Origin of the sequence: Aeromonas sp. R7-2, assembly GCF_040908105.1 — a bacterium.
In the GTDB taxonomy this organism is placed as follows: Bacteria; Pseudomonadota; Gammaproteobacteria; order Enterobacterales; family Aeromonadaceae; genus Aeromonas; species Aeromonas caviae.
This window is the reverse complement of record NZ_JBFODC010000036.1, coordinates 348,170-362,721: the sequence shown is the minus strand read 5'-3', so window position 1 is coordinate 362,721 and position 14,552 is coordinate 348,170. Positions and strand designations below refer to the sequence as shown.

At 63.6% G+C, this 14,552-nt stretch carries 14 protein-coding genes; 6 read left to right on the top strand and 8 right to left on the bottom strand.

The window, feature by feature from the left end; all coding sequences use genetic code 11:
* The first annotated feature begins 68 nt into the window (after nt 1-68).
* Nucleotides 69-557, top strand: a complete 489-nt coding sequence (locus AB5Y47_RS17065; RefSeq protein ID WP_160838694.1) for a zinc ribbon-containing protein — start codon at nt 69-71, stop codon at nt 555-557.
* Nucleotides 558-642: 85 nt separating this feature from the next.
* Here AB5Y47_RS17065 and lnt read toward each other — a convergent pair whose 3' ends face one another.
* The 5 genes from lnt to miaB all read right to left on the bottom strand — a co-directional run bounded on the left by lnt (nt 643) and on the right by miaB (nt 6,333).
* The gene (gene lnt / locus AB5Y47_RS17060; protein ID WP_319891646.1) at nt 643-2,172 is read right to left on the bottom strand and encodes an apolipoprotein N-acyltransferase; all 1,530 of its coding nucleotides are present in this window, start codon (nt 2,170-2,172) and stop codon (nt 643-645) included.
* A gap of 180 nt (nt 2,173-2,352) precedes the next feature.
* Complete coding sequence (gene corC / locus AB5Y47_RS17055; protein ID WP_010673769.1) at nt 2,353-3,234, bottom strand: CNNM family magnesium/cobalt transport protein CorC; 882 nt, start codon at nt 3,232-3,234, stop codon at nt 2,353-2,355.
* A 95-nt stretch (nt 3,235-3,329) separates the two neighbouring features.
* The gene (ybeY, locus tag AB5Y47_RS17050; RefSeq protein WP_043153196.1) at nt 3,330-3,794 is read right to left on the bottom strand and encodes an rRNA maturation RNase YbeY; all 465 of its coding nucleotides are present in this window, start codon (nt 3,792-3,794) and stop codon (nt 3,330-3,332) included.
* Nucleotides 3,791-4,849 (bottom strand): PhoH family protein, encoded by a 1,059-nt coding sequence (locus AB5Y47_RS17045; RefSeq protein WP_010673771.1) that lies wholly within the window; start codon nt 4,847-4,849, stop codon nt 3,791-3,793. The genes ybeY and AB5Y47_RS17045 overlap by 4 nt, the downstream gene beginning before the upstream one ends.
* A 50-nt stretch (nt 4,850-4,899) precedes the next feature.
* Complete coding sequence (gene miaB / locus AB5Y47_RS17040) at nt 4,900-6,333, bottom strand: tRNA (N6-isopentenyl adenosine(37)-C2)-methylthiotransferase MiaB (RefSeq protein ID WP_010673772.1); 1,434 nt, start codon at nt 6,331-6,333, stop codon at nt 4,900-4,902.
* Nucleotides 6,334-6,557: 224 nt separating this feature from the next.
* Here miaB and AB5Y47_RS17035 point away from each other — a divergent pair, with 224 nt between their 5' ends.
* Both AB5Y47_RS17035 and AB5Y47_RS17030 read left to right on the top strand, forming a co-directional pair.
* Entirely contained in the window at nt 6,558-7,721 is a 1,164-nt protein-coding gene (locus AB5Y47_RS17035; protein WP_368220418.1) for an FAD-dependent monooxygenase, read from the top strand.
* A 139-nt stretch (nt 7,722-7,860) separates the two neighbouring features.
* Complete coding sequence (locus AB5Y47_RS17030; RefSeq protein ID WP_042014506.1) at nt 7,861-8,436, top strand: cysteine hydrolase family protein; 576 nt, start codon at nt 7,861-7,863, stop codon at nt 8,434-8,436.
* A 45-nt stretch (nt 8,437-8,481) separates the two neighbouring features.
* Here AB5Y47_RS17030 and AB5Y47_RS17025 read toward each other — a convergent pair whose 3' ends face one another.
* Complete coding sequence (locus AB5Y47_RS17025; RefSeq protein ID WP_039041099.1) at nt 8,482-9,363, bottom strand: LysR family transcriptional regulator; 882 nt, start codon at nt 9,361-9,363, stop codon at nt 8,482-8,484.
* Between the two features lie 114 nt (nt 9,364-9,477).
* On the opposite strand from AB5Y47_RS17025, the gene AB5Y47_RS17020 reads away from it, so the two are divergent.
* Together AB5Y47_RS17020 and AB5Y47_RS17015 are read left to right on the top strand one after the other, a co-directional pair.
* The gene (locus AB5Y47_RS17020) at nt 9,478-9,702 is read left to right on the top strand and encodes a hypothetical protein (protein WP_010673776.1); all 225 of its coding nucleotides are present in this window, start codon (nt 9,478-9,480) and stop codon (nt 9,700-9,702) included.
* A complete protein-coding gene (locus tag AB5Y47_RS17015) occupies nt 9,699-10,370 on the top strand; it encodes an HAD-IA family hydrolase (RefSeq protein ID WP_041215649.1) in 672 nt (223 codons plus the stop codon). The genes AB5Y47_RS17020 and AB5Y47_RS17015 overlap by 4 nt, the downstream gene beginning before the upstream one ends.
* Nucleotides 10,371-10,391: 21 nt before the next feature.
* Here the strand turns inward: AB5Y47_RS17015 and AB5Y47_RS17010 are convergent, their stop codons facing one another.
* Nucleotides 10,392-11,852 (bottom strand): diguanylate cyclase, encoded by a 1,461-nt coding sequence (locus AB5Y47_RS17010; protein ID WP_368220416.1) that lies wholly within the window; start codon nt 11,850-11,852, stop codon nt 10,392-10,394.
* Between the two features lie 107 nt (nt 11,853-11,959).
* The gene (locus AB5Y47_RS17005) at nt 11,960-12,562 is read right to left on the bottom strand and encodes a nitroreductase family protein (protein WP_010673779.1); all 603 of its coding nucleotides are present in this window, start codon (nt 12,560-12,562) and stop codon (nt 11,960-11,962) included.
* Nucleotides 12,563-12,852: 290 nt separating this feature from the next.
* Between AB5Y47_RS17005 and AB5Y47_RS17000 the strand changes: the two genes are divergently transcribed.
* The gene (locus AB5Y47_RS17000; protein WP_319873025.1) at nt 12,853-14,397 is read left to right on the top strand and encodes a diguanylate cyclase; all 1,545 of its coding nucleotides are present in this window, start codon (nt 12,853-12,855) and stop codon (nt 14,395-14,397) included.
* Nucleotides 14,398-14,552: the final 155 nt, after the last annotated feature.

Below are 14,552 nucleotides of genomic sequence, written 5' to 3'. Positions count from 1 at the left end.
CCGCCCGTATCCGCCGAGCCCGAGGTCAGGGTCTGGCTCGATCGGGATTCAGCAGAGGAGTGATGGCCATGGACAAACGTCGACAAGGGTATGAAGCCTTTATCGCCCAGCTCAAGAAGCAGTGGGAAGAGACGGAAGCGTTTCAGGGAGAGCGCCTCAACCGGATGATCGCCAAGGTGCAGGCCTATCTGGAGGCGGCCGGGGATCTGACCCAGGACGAGCTGGCGCTGATCGCCGAGTATGTGAAGCGGGATCTGGGCAACTATGACGAAGGGCGCAAGGATGAGCAGGTGGAGGAGTCCGCTTTCATGCTGGCGCTCAAGGACACCGCCTGGTCCTGGCTGGCAGACGTGACCGACCGCACCCAGGTGGAGTGGCAGGAGTTGGCGGACGAGCTGGAACACAAGGGGGTCTACCGGGCGGGGGACTGGGTGGGACTCGGGGTGCTGGTGTGCGATCACTGCGAGTGGCGCCATACCGTGCTGCACCCGGAGCAGCTTGCCACCTGCCCCGAGTGCGGGGCCGATGAGTATCACCGTGAGCCGCTGTCTCCTTGAGCCGCCAGACTGTGCCAAGCCATAAGCCAAACCATAAAAAGAGGCGCCCAAGGGCGCCTCTTTTGTTTATCGGCGTTGTGTGGTCTTAGCCCTTGCGTGCCCAGGGGTGGGCACGTGGGCGCAGCCACAGGGCCAGCCCCAGCAGGGCGGCGGCTAGGCCATACATGGGCCAGCTGCCAAAACGCAGATAGGGGGTCTGGCCGTGGGCGGGGCGTACCTCGGCACGCAATACTCCAGCCTCGAATTGCGGGATCTGGGCGATGATGCTGCCGTCTATCTCGGTGACGATGGTGATGCCGGTGTTGGTGTCGCGCAGCAGCGGGCGGGCCAGCTCGAGGGCGCGCATGCGGGCGATCTCCATGTGCTGCCAGGGGCCGATGCTGGTGCCGAACCAGGCGTCGTTGGAGACGGTCAGCAGAAAGTCGGTATCCGGCTGCACGTTGCGGCGCACCTCGTCCGGGAAGATGATCTCGTAACAGATGGCGGCGGCAAACTTGAGCCCCTTGGCGATCAGGTTCGGCTGCACCTCGTCACCCCGGCTGAAGGAGGACATGGGCAGGTTGAAGAAGGGGGCGATGGGACGCAGCAGATCTTCAAAGGGCACGAACTCGCCGATGGGCAGCAGGTGGTACTTGTAGTAGCGGTTCTTGTGCTCGTAGTAGTAGGACTCCTTGCCTTCTGCATCCTGCACCCCCATGCCGAGCACGGTATTGAAGAAGCGCTGCTGTTTCAGATCGTAATGGATGATCCCCGCCAGCAGGCCGGTGTCGTTCACCTTCATCGCCTTGTCCAGGCTCTCCAGATAGGTACCCATCTCCTTCTCGATGGCCGGGATGGCGGACTCCGGCCAGACGATGATGTCGGCATCCTGGTTCTCGCGGCTGAGATCCTGATACTTGCGCACCGTCGGCACCAGGGCCTCCGGATCCCACTTGAGGGACTGCTCGATGTTGCCCTGCACCAGCGCGACCTTGACCGGCTCACCCCGGGTCACCCAGTTGAGCTGCATCAGCCCCTGGGCGGCGCCCACCAGGGCGACGGGGAGCAGCAGCCAGGCCGGCTTGCGGTGTTGCCATGCCAGCCAGAGGGCGGAGGCGGTGAGCAGCAGGGCAAGGGTGATGCCCTGCACCCCGAGAAGGGGAGCGAAGCCCTTGAGGGGGCCGTCTATCTGGGTGTAGCCGAACCAGAGCCAGGGGTAGCCGGTCATCACCCAGCCCCGCAGCCAGTCGGCCATCAGCCAGAGCGCCGGGAAGGCGAGCAGCCAGCGACTCCAGTGGCGGCCGGCAAAGAAGCGGGCGAAGAGCCAGCAGGCCAGGGTCGGGTAGAGGGAGAGATAGGCGCAGAGCCCGGCCAGCAGCACGAAGGCGGCCGGCAGCGGAATGCCGCCAAACTCCGTCATGCTGACGTGGATCCACCACTGCCCGGGCAGGAACAGACCCATGGCGTAGCCGAAGCCGCGCCAGGCTGCCTGTTTGGGGGTGGCCTTGTCCAGCAGGGCGTAAAGGCCGAGCAGGGAGGGGATCACCAGGGGCCAGTAGCCGAAAGGGGAGAAGGCCAGCACGGCGATGGCGCCGCTGACAATGGCAAACAGGCTGGTCAGGAGTTTCGATTTCACGGGGGATCGGGGCTCGAATTGGACTGAATGGAAACACAATGGCCGACATCTTAACCGCAAACCGGGTCAACGGCGAGCCTCGCGGTCGGCGTGGGTCCAGGGGCGGTCGCGCGGCGGGAGAGAGGCAAAAAAAGCGCCCCTGACGAGAGGGGCGCGGGATGTGCGTGGTGCTGGGCGGGATCAGGACTCCGGCTGCGCCGCCGCATGATGCTCGGGGATCTTCACCTGCAACTGTTGCAGGCGACGGCGATCGGCGTGCATCACCTTGAACAGGTAGCCGTCGAGTTCGATCTCTTCACCCTTCTTGGGCAGGTGGCTGAAGGCGTGCATCACCAGACCGCCGACGGTGTCCACCTCTTCATCGCTGAACTGGGTGCCGAAGAAGTCGTTGAAGTCCTCGATCTCGGTCAGCGCGCTCACCGAGAAGACCCGCTTGCTGATGCGGCGGATCTCTTCCGGCTCATCCTCGATGTCGTCGAACTCGTCGTCAATCTCGCCGACGATGAGCTCCAGAATGTCCTCGATGGTCACGAGGCCAGAGACACCGCCAAATTCGTCCACTACGATGGCCATGTGGTAGCGCTCTTCCCGGAACTCCTTGAGCAGGCGATCGACCCGCTTGCTCTCCGGCACGATCACCGTGGGACGCAGGATCTTCTCCAGCTGGAGCGGTTCGCTGGCATGCTGGCCGCCAAAACCGAACGGCAACAGATCCTTGGCGAGCAAGATGCCCTCCACGTGATCCTTGTCTTCGTTGATCACCGGGAAGCGGGAGTGGCCGGATTCGATGATGACCGGCAGGAACTCGTCCACCGGCTGGGACTTCTCGATGGTCACCATCTGGGAGCGGGGGATCATGATGTCACGCACGCGCAGCTCGGCAATCTCGAGCACGCCCTCGATCATGTCCTTGGTGTCCTGATCGATGAGGTCCCGCTCTTCGGCATCGGCGATGACCTCTACCAGATCGTTGCGGTCTTTTGGCTCGCCCTGGAAGAGTTGGCTGAGTTTGTCGAGCCAGGTTTTCTTCGGCGAGCCGGTACTAGGGTGATCGTCGGTCATTTTCTCTCTTGGTTACTCGTATGAACACACTTGAAATCGTTGTGGCTATATGAGGATGGGCATCGGCTGTTTCAAGACGATGACCATCCGGTTCGTTACACTTCGTCGTTCAGATAAGGATCGGCGAAGCCCAGTTCCTGCATGATGTCGCGCTCGAGCAGCTCCATCTCCTCGGCTTCCTCGTCCTCGATATGGTCATAACCTAGCAGATGCAGACTGCCATGCACAACCATGTGAGCCCAGTGGGCCATCAGGGGCTTGCCCTGTTCGACGGCTTCGGCCTCGACCACCTGGCGGCAGATCACCAGATCCCCGAGCAGGGGCAGCTCGAGACCCGGTGGCGCCTCGAAGGGGAAGGAGAGCACGTTGGTGGGCTTGTCCTTGCCGCGATAGGTGTGGTTGAGCTCGCGGCTCTCCGCCTCGTCCACCAGACGTACCGTCACCTCGGCCTCGGGCTGGAAGCCCAGAATGGTGCCATCGAGCCAGCATTGCAGCTGGGCCTCGGTCGGCAGGCCGTCCGGGCTGGCGCAGGCCAGTTGCAGATCCAGGGTCACGCTCATTGGGCACTCTCTTTGCTGGTGTTCTCGTTGCGGGGAGTGGCTGCGCTCTTCTCGGCCGCCTGCTGGGCATCGAATGCCTCGTAGGCCTGCACGATGCGGGCCACCACGGGATGGCGCACCACGTCCTTGGACTCGAAGAAGTTGAAGGAGAGGCCATCGACCCCCTGCAACACCTCCAGGGCGTGGCGCAGACCGGATTTGGTGCTGCGAGGCAAGTCTACCTGGGTGATGTCGCCGGTCACCACCGCCTTGGAGTTAAAGCCGATGCGGGTCAGGAACATCTTCATCTGCTCCGTGGTGGTGTTCTGGGCCTCGTCCAAGATGATAAAGGCGTCATTCAAGGTTCTGCCTCGCATGTAGGCGAGCGGCGCCACCTCGATGACGTTGCGCTCCATCAGCTTCTCCACCCGTTCGAAGCCCAGCATCTCGAACAGGGCGTCGTAGAGGGGGCGCAGGTAGGGGTCCACCTTCTGGGAAAGATCGCCGGGCAAGAAGCCGAGCTTCTCACCGGCTTCCACCGCCGGGCGGGTCAGCAGGATGCGGCGGATCTCCTGGCGCTCCAGGGCATCCACGGCGGCGGCCACGGCGAGATAGGTCTTGCCGGTCCCGGCGGGCCCGATGCCGAAGCTGATGTCGTGGCGCACGATATTGGCGATGTACTGGGCCTGGTTCGGGCTGCGGGGCTTGATGAGACCGCGCTTGGTCTTGACCGTGACCTCCTTGCCATACGGCAGGGAAGGGGCGGGTTCGTCGTCCTGCTCCAGCACGCGGGACTCCTGCACCGCCAGGTGCACCATCTCGGGGGTGATGTCACTCACCTTGCTCCCCTTGAGGGGCTGGGTTTCCACATAGAGGTGCTTGAGGATGACGGCAGCCGCCTCCACCTGGGCCTGCTTGCCGATCACTTGGAAGTGGTTGTCCCGGTAGCTTATCTCGATGCCGAGACGTCGCTCCAGCTGCTTGAGGTTGTCGTCAAAGGGTCCGCACAGGCTGGCGAGGCGCTGGTTGTCGGCGGGTTCCAGATGCAGATTCAGGGTGGAGATGTGTCGGCTCAAGGTGTCCTCTTATCGGTTGTTCCCCCGCCACGGGGCGGGGGAGAGAGTCATCAATGGGGTCTGAAGGCCGCAACGCCCAGATCATCGGGCACGTTGTCAGGACGACGGGCGAGGATCTCGCTCGGGGCCGTGGCGATGCGCAGGTTCATTTCGTCCTCGCCGCGGATGAAGCGGCCGCGCAGGGAGTAGGGGCGTACGTCGGTGATCTCCACGTCGGCGAAGCCGCCGATGAGGCGGTGCGGCCCTTCGAAGTTGACCACCCGGTTGTTCTCGGTGCGGCCACTGAGCTGCATGGGATCCATCTTGGAGGGCCCCTCCACCAGGATGCGCTGCACCGAGCCCAACATGGCGCGGCCTATGAGCATGGACTGGTGATTGATGCGGTTTTGCAGTCGGGTCAGGCGGGCCTTCTTCACTTCCATGTCGACGTCGTCCGGCAGGTCCGCGGCCGGGGTGCCGGGGCGCGGGCTGTAGATGAAGCTGAAGCTCATGTCGAAGTTGATCTCCTCGATGAGTTTCATGGTGGCCTCGAAGTCTTCGTCCGTCTCGTTCGGGAAGCCGACGATGAAGTCGGAGCTCATGGTGATGTCGGGACGCACGGCGCGCAGGCGGCGGATCTTGGACTTGTACTCCAGCACGGTGTGCGGGCGCTTCATCATGGTCAGGATGCGATCCGAGCCGCTCTGGATGGGCAAGTGCAGGAAGCTGACCACCTCGGGGGTATCACGATAGACCTCGATGATGTCGTCGGTGAACTCGACCGGGTGGCTGGTGGTGTAGCGAATGCGGTCGATGCCGTCGATGGCAGCCACCAGGCGCAGCAGCTCGGCGAAGGTGCAGACCTCCCCGTCGAAGGTCGGCCCCCGGTAGGCGTTGACGTTCTGGCCGAGCAGGTTCACTTCGCGCACCCCTTGCTGGGCGAGCTGGGCGATTTCATAGAGCACGTCATCCAGTGGCCGGCTCACCTCCTCGCCACGGGTGTAGGGCACCACGCAGAAGGAGCAGTACTTGGAGCAGCCTTCCATGATGGAAACGAAGGCGGTCGCCCCCTCGGCACGGGGTTCGGGCAGGTTGTCGAACTTCTCGATTTCGGGGAAGGCGATGTCCACCTGGGCACCGCGCCCCTCCTGCACCTGCTTGATCATGGTCGGCAGGCGGTGCAGGGTCTGGGGTCCGAAGACGATGTCCACATAGGGCGCCCGGCTGCGCAGGTTCTCCCCTTCCTGGGAGGCGACGCAGCCGCCCACCCCGATCACCAGCCCCGGTTTTTTCGCCTTGAGCTTCTTCCAGCGACCGAGCTGGTGGAACACCTTCTCCTGGGCCTTCTCGCGGATGGAACAAGTGTTGAGCAGCAGCACATCTGCCTCTTCCGGCTCCTCGGTAAGCGTGTAGCCATTGCTGGCATCCAGCAGGTCCGCCATCTTGGACGAGTCGTACTCGTTCATCTGGCAGCCCCAGGTCTTGATATGAAGTTTCTTGCTCATTGCTTCTCGTGACTGGTTTTGAAATCGGCAGGGTCAAAGGACCGGCCATTTTACTCCGCAATCCCGGTGCTGACCAGTCTGGGGCCGCCCGTCGCCATCAGGGCCGGCTTGTCGTCGGCAATTGCGCATCCCCCTCACTGTTTCTGCCGCCTCCTTGCGTTATCATGCCCCATTCGGTTCGGCCCTTGCCCCTTATCGCGGGGACTCCTTGCAGGAATCAAGTTATGGAACAGTGTGATATCGCCATCGTCGGCGCCGGCATGGTGGGCGCCGCCACCGCCTGCCTGCTGGCGGCAGAGGGGCTCTCGGTACGGGTCATCGAGACCCGGTTGCCCGAGCCCTATGCCCCCGAGCAGCCGCTGGATCTGCGGGTTTCCGCCATCAGTCAGGCCTCGGTGGCGCTGCTGACCCGGGCCGGTGCCTGGCAATATCTGCAGCAGATGCGGCTGTGCCCCTATCGCCGGCTGGAGACCTGGGAGCTGGACGGCTTCGCTACCCGCTTCGACGCGGTGGATCTCGGGCTGCCCCAGCTCGGCTACATCATCGAAAACCGGCTGATCCAGCTCGCGCTCCTGAAAAGGATGGAGGATTTCCCGACCATCCAGACCCATACCCCGGCGGCGGTGACGAGCCTGCGCCAGAGTGCGGATGACGCGGTGCTGACCCTGGATGACGGCACCGAGCTGCAGGCGCACTGGGTGCTGGCCTGCGACGGTGCCGAATCCCACACCCGGCGATTGGCCGGCATCGGGGTGTCGCGTTTCGAGTACCGCCAGCACTGCATGCTGATCAACATCGACACCGATTTTGCCCAGGAAGACATCACCTGGCAGCAGTTCACCCCGAGCGGCCCGCGCGCCTTCCTGCCGCTGCCGGGCCGCCATGGCTCCCTGGTCTGGTATGACAGCCCGGCCCGCATCCGGGCGCTGGCCGCCATGAGCAACGAGGCCCTGGCCGTCGAGGTGCGCCGCCACTTCCCGAGCCGCCTTGGCGGTTTCACCGTGACGGCCAAGGGGAGCTTCCCCCTGGTGCGCCGCCACGCCAACGACTATCACGCCGGGCGAGTGGTGCTGCTCGGGGATGCGGCCCACACCATCAACCCGCTGGCGGGGCAGGGGGTCAACCTCGGTTTCAAGGACGTGGCCTGCTGGGCCGGGTTGCTCGGCAAGGCGGGGGCACAGTGGCATGAGCTGGCGCTGGCCGGGCGTTACGAGGGGCGACGCCGCCCTGACAACCTGCTGATGCAGTCGGGGATGGATCTCTTCTACGGGGTCTTCAGCAACGAGATAGGCCCCCTCAGGCTTGCCCGCAACCTGGCGCTGAATCTGGCGGACAAGGCGGGCCCCCTCAAGGAGATGGCGCTACGCTATGCGCTTGGGCTGGTATGAGGCAGTGCGTGGCACTGCCAGGTGCCAATCGGGTGCATATCAATCCGTGTGATGGTGCCAGCCGGTTTTTTATATGGCCGCGAGGAGTGATCCTGGCGGCGCAGGGGCAAAACGGCCTCAGGCAAGGGGGGAGCACACCATGAACAAGGCATTGCTGGTGATCGATTTCATCAACGACATCGCCCACCCGGACGGGCGCATCGCCGCCTCGGCGGCCCAGGTGATCGAGCAGGACGCCATTGCGCACGCCAACCAAGCGCTGGCTCATGCCCGCGCTCACGGCTGGCTGGTGGTGCTCATCAAGGTGGGGTTTGACGAGGGCTATCTGCTGCAACCCAAGGGCTCCCCCATGTTTGGCCGTGCCCGGCAGTTCGGGGCCCTCTCCCTGGCCGACAGCGGCACCGACTTTCACCCGGAGCTCGATGTGCAACCCGGGGATCTGGTGCTGACCAAACCCAGGGTCAGCCCCTTCTACGGCACGGCGCTGGAGCCGGCGCTACGGGCCAATCGCATCGAGCATCTCTATGTGTGCGGCGTGAGCACCAGCTGGGCCATTCAGGGGGCGGTGCGAGATGGTCACGATCGGGACTACGCCATCACCATCCTGGAAGATGCCTGCGCGGCGGCGGATGCCGCAGAACACCAGGCTTCCCTGCGCATGCTCGGTCGCATTGCCGAGATCATCAAGGTCGCGGAGCTGGCGGAACGGGACTGAGCCCGGCCATCCTCTCCTGCAGGCATCTCATGCATCTCATGCATCTCATGCGGGCTCGGGGTGCGTTTCTCTCACCATGGCGAGGAAGCGATCCCGAATGGGATCGGCAAATTCCGGGTTCCACACCAGGCTGATTTCCCATTCCGACCAGGGGCCGGAGAGAGGGTAGAGGGTCACCTCCTTGCCCGCGATGAACCCTACGCTGCGCGGCAGGATGGCGTTGCCGATACCGGCGGCCACCAGGGCCACCAGGGTCTGGATGTCTTCCGCCTCCTGGATGAGACCGGTCAGCCGGTTGGCGCCGAGAAAGCGGGCGATCTGCTGGCTGAGACCCGGGCAGCGATGGCCCACCATCTGCAGCAAGGGATCGCGGATCAGCGCCCGCTCCAGGTCGAAGTCCGGCCCTGCCACCTGGGTGGGGACGGCCAGCACCAGTCTGTCCGTCAGCAACCTGTGTTCCCTCAGCTGCGGCGCATCAGGCCGTCGCATGAAGCCCAGTTGCAGCCGACCCGCCAGCAAGTGTTCCTGCTGGATGGCGGAGGTGGTGTCCCGCAGGTGGACCAGCACGTCGGGGGCCTGCTGTTTGAAACGGGCCACCAGGGAGGGGGCCAGTGCGAAGCTGGAGAGCCCGAACCCGATGTTGAGGCGTCCGGCGGCACCGCTTGCCAACGCCAGGGCATGCCGCTCGAATCCCTTGCCGTGATCCACCAGAGCCCTGGCCTGGGGCAGCAACTGGAGGCCGATGGCGGTCAGCTCGGCCCCGTGGCGGCCCCGGTTGAACAGGGTGCTGCCGAGGGCCTGCTCCAGCCCCTGGATCTGCTTGGTCAGGGCCGGTTGCGTCACAAAAAGCCGGCTGGCCGCTTCCCGGTAGTTGGCACTCTCGGCCAGCATGACGAAGGCCTGCAATTGTCTCAGGTCGAATCTCATTCCATTTGGTTATCCAATGTGGCGATTTATTGATTATAAATTATCTAATCTCCTTGTTCTAATGGTCTCGAAACGGGCCTGCTTGCCCGCTGTTCAGCCACAAGGAGTCATGTCATGTCGAGCGAACGCTATCTGTTTTTGATCAAGGGGAGCCTGGTGATGGCTCAGCCGCTGGCCGCACCGGAGACCGGGGAGCTGCTGACCAGCCTGTTGCAGCAGGGGTTCGTCGTCGCCCCCTTGCCGGTGTGGGCCAGCAATGCGGAGCAGGCGCTCGCCTGTTACGAGGCCGCAGCCCAGCGGCAGGTCTTTGCCGATGCGCTGGCGGGGAGAGCCCTGTGAGCGCGGTGCGCGTGAAGGCCGCGGCCCTGCTGCTGGACATGGACGGGACCCTGGTCCACTCCACCGGCGACGTGGAAGTCGTGTGGCGGCGCTGGTGTCAGCACCATGGGCTGGATCCCGCTCCCGTGCTCGCCATGTGTCACGGCGTGCGCTCACGGGAGGTGATAGGGGCCCTGGCTCCCCAGCTGGACATGGCAGTGGAGGTGGCCCTGCTCGACGATCTGGAGATGGAATACGCTGCGGCGCCGATGCCCCTGGACGGTGCCCGGCGACGGCTCGAACAGCTGCCGCCGACGCGCTGGGCGCTGGTGACTTCCGCAAGCCGGAGGGTGGCAGAGCACCGGCTGCTGCACGCCGGATTGCCGCTGCCCCGTCTCCTGGTGTGCGCCGGGGATGTGGTACGGGGCAAGCCGGATCCCGAGCCTTATTTGCTGGCTGCCAGCCGGTTGGGACTGGCTCCGGCCGATTGCCTGGTGTTCGAGGATGCACCAGCGGGCATCGCCAGCGCCCTGCAGGCGGGTTGCCAGGTGGTGCAGATGGGGGGAACAAGGCGGTATGACGACAGGCTCAAGGGCTGGCTGCGGGACTGGCGCGGGATCGAGATCGAGGTGGCACCGGACGGGCTCCATCTTCATCTGCCCGCCCCGCTGCCGGCAGAGGCAGGATGATGACGACAAGGGGCACGCCATTCAGGCGCCGCAAGATTGCCCGATGCTGGGGGAAGCCTGCTCAGCCGAATAGCGTTCCACCCGGTTGCGGCCATTGTGCTTGGCCAGATAGAGCGCCTGATCGGCGCGAGAGAGCAGCTCGTCCAGATTGAAGGGGCCCTCTCTCTGGGAGGCGATACCGATGCTGACCGTGATGCAGACGGCGGGCTCGGCTCCCTTTTCTTCCCCTGGCTGCGCGACGATTTTTCGCAGCCGCTCGGCTACCGCCATGGCCTGCTCCTCGCTGAGGCCGGGCCAGATGGCCACGAACTCCTCTCCCCCCAGGCGACAGAAGAGATCCCCCGGTCGAAGCTGGTCGCGCACCCGGGCCGCGAAGTTGCTCAACTGGTTGTCACCCTCTTCGTGGCCGTGACGATCATTGATGCGTTTGAAATGATCGATGTCCAGCATGCAGATCGCCACAGGGTAGCGCTGCACCGTGAGGTGCTGGAGCAGTTCGTTGGCGGCCGACCAGAAGCCGGCCCGGTTCAGCGCACCGGTCAGGTGATCGTGGTGGGCCAGGTGTCTCATCTCCCGCAGCAGGCTGTTGCGGGCCGCCATGATGCTGGCGGCGGTCAGGGGGGTGAGTGCGATCAACATGACCCCTATCCGGACGGAGAACATCCAGTACTGGGTCTGGACATCGTGATTGATGACGAGGTGGCCGTTTGAGAGGGCGATCAGGATCAGGGTGCTGTAACTCAGGGTCAGCAGGCTGGTGGCGAAGACGGAGTAGGTGACGGCGCACCAGAGCAGCGCCGGTACCGGGAAGGCGATGGATCCCGGCCCCTCGACGAGCAGGGTGAGCAGCAGGGAGGCCACCAGGCTCAGCAGCGGCATCAATCTGGTCCAGGAGAACTCGGTGCGGTAAAGGAGGGTGCGCCAGGGGGGCACGCTGTCATGGGGAGGCAGTGTCAGGAGCACCGGCAGTATGGTCATGTAGTTCACCAGCTCGCTGGCAAACCAGAAGCCCAGCCCGTAGAGCGGGGGGCCCAGAGACAGGATGGGATTGATGATGGCGCCGACCACGCCGGCGGCGAGGGAGGCGGCCAGGGTGTTTCGCAGCAGGAGCACGAGGGAGGTGGGGCGCCTGAGGAGCTTGTCGGCAGGCGCGAGCCGATGCATCAGCAGATACCCGACGCCGATGCCGGCCAGGTTGCCGCAGGTCAGCAGGATGGTTTTGAACAGGGGCTCGCCGGTGAAGAGGGCGGCGAGAAAAAAGCCCAGTATGCCGCCGGCCCAGCCCGCCGGGGTGGCCAGGCGTGGATAGCGCACCATGCAGCCGAGCAGGACCGCATTGGCAGGCCAGAAGGCCGCCAGCAGGTTGGGGGGGCGGGTGAAGATGCCGATCAGCGAGAACAGCAGTACCAGGGCGGCGACACACAACAGAGCGGACAAGGGCGTCAATGTGCATGAGGTACGTTGGCGTGCGATGTCCCCCATGGGGACCTCCTGACAAGAGGGGGTTTGTTCAGAGTATGGCTGGCACGTGACAAGGGTGAACGAGGGGGAGAGAAGAAAACGCCCCCTGGTGGAGGGGGCGTGAAGGCTTACTTGAAGACCCGGAAACGCACGTCGTCGTCGATGAAGGTCTTGTCGCCGGCAGGTTGCTCTATGCTGCCAAAAGGCATCTGGGCACGAAGCAGCCAGCTGGCGGGCAGGTCCCACTCCTTGCGCACCGCATCGTCGATGAGCGGGTTGTAGTGTTGCAGGGAGGCGCCGATGCCCTCCTGGGCCAGGGTGGTCCAGACCGCGAACTGGGCGATCCCGGTGGCATGTTCGGACCAGATGGGGAAGTTGTCGGCATAGAGAGCGAATTTCTGCTGAAGATCCTCGATGACGGCGGTGTCTTCGAAGAAGAGCACGGTGCCAGCCCCGGCGCGGAAGCTGCCGTTGATCTTGGCTTCACTCTGGGGATAGGCCTCCGGCGGCACTATCTTCTTGAGCTCCGCCTTGACGATGTCCCACAGCTTGTGGTGCTGCTCGCCGAACAGGATGACGGCGCGGGAACTCTGGGAGTTGAACGAAGAGGGGCTGTGCTTGACGGCATCCTTGATGAGGGCGGTCAGCTGGGCCTCGGAGTGGGTCACCCGGTTGCCCAGGGCATAGATGGTACGACGTGCTTTGATCTGTTCGATAAACGGACTGCTCATAACATCTCCTTGGTTGATGAATCATCACCGCCAGCGTTGCCGACAAAGGTCATCTGGCTCCGATTTCTCGAGTCATCGACTATATCACCTTGCGGGCAATAAACCGTCAACGAGGAGTAATGACTGTTTCTACTTTTTATGGATATTCACATGACGGATGTGAATATGGCCGTGAGACACCTTGATATCTTTTTTATCATTAGCAGTGGATGTTAATGACTTCAATCAATATCTTTTGCAGATTTTTAATCTATAAAATTCATCCAATATGACATTTTATAGAGATTGACATGACGGCGGCGCTGATCAAGGAACGCTATTACATACTGACTCCGCTGTCGTTTCTCCTGGGAGGGCTGGTGCTGATCGCCACCCTGTTGCTGGCGGCAGCCAGCTACCTGAGCAGCATCGACAAGACGGTGGCGGGTTACGGTCACATGCTGGCCGCCCTCGACGCCACCCTGCTCCAGGACATGGCGCAGGACAACCGCCGCCAGCTTGGCGTACTGGAGGCGTCCCTGGACAAGCAGGCCATCGCTGCCGGGGCATCGGCCATCAATCCCATCTGGGCCATTGCCCATCAATTCAAGTACGACGCCCACTTCCTCTATTTCTACAACGCGCGCACCCATCGGCTCGACGGCTATCCCGACTGGCAGCAACCAGAGGGCTACCGGGCACAGGCGCGGCCCTGGTACCAGACCCTGTCCGGCGAGGGCGATGATCTCGTCTGGTTCGGTCCCTACCCGGAGTTCGATTCGGTCCGGCAGGTACTGACCCTCATCAAGCGGGTCAAGGATCATGAGGGGCAGCTGCTTGGACTGCTGATGGTGGACATGTCGTTCAGCGCCTTGCAGGGGGCGTTGCACCGGGCGGTGGGTGAGGATCCGGTGGCCCTCTACATCACCGAGCGCAAGGGCGGCAAGCTGGTGGTGGGGCACAATTTGTCGCTGTTGCCGCCCCGCCTAGAGCGGGAGACGCAGGCGGCCGGCCTGGACGGGTTCTGGGCAGGTCGCCACCTGCAACACGCTCTGGAGGGGATGGAGTGGGATCTCAACGTCTATCTCCCCCCCTCCCATTTTCATGAAAACCTGCAAGACACCCTGTTGATGGTGGTGCTGCCCGCCCTGGCATTGCTCTGCATCTGGCTGTGCAGCCAGTGGTTTCTGGTGCGGATCTTTCGCCAGGAGCAGGCGCTGGTGCAGGGCTCGCTCAGCGGCCTCATCCAGGATGAGGCGCGAAAGGAGATCCAGCGGCGTCAGCGAACCTGGTTCGTGCACGGCAGCCTGGGGGAGATAGAACAGGTGCGAAACAGCCTGCTGCAAGGGCAGGATGCCCTGCTCCACGACCCTCTCACCGGCATCCTGAACCGGCGAGCCTTCGATCAGCAGCGGGCGGGGCTGGAGCAGGCGGGGAGGCCCTACTGGCTGGTGCTGTTCGATGTGGACAACTTCAAGCGCGTCAACGACAGCTGGGGACACGGTGTGGGGGATGCGGTGCTGTTTCGGGTAGCCACCATCATGGCGAGAACCCTGGGGGATGAGCAGGTCTACCGCATCGGGGGCGATGAATTTGCGGCCTTGCTGCCCTGGGAGCAGGCGGAGGTGGAATGTCGCCTGACCCACCTGCTCGGTCGGGTGAAGGCCCTGAAATGGCGGGAGTTCGCCGACGCCATCACCCTGAGCGCTGGCGGAGCGCGCTATCCGGATGATGCCCTGACGCTGCTCGAGCGGGCGGATGCCTGCCTCTACGAGAGCAAGCACCAGGGGCGGGATTGCTGGCATCTGGCGGCGTCGTCGCCCGTTGACGGGGAGGTTGTGACAGTATCTGTCTGACGGTGATCGCTGCAAAAAAGGGCCTTTGGGCCGGGAAAAGGGTCATGACGGGGATGATTTCTCGTGTGACCTTTTTTTTTGATGTGGTTTCAGGTGGTTAGCCTGCTTTCTTGCATCGTGTCGCGAACCGGAGACAGGGAGGGCTGGCCGTGAGG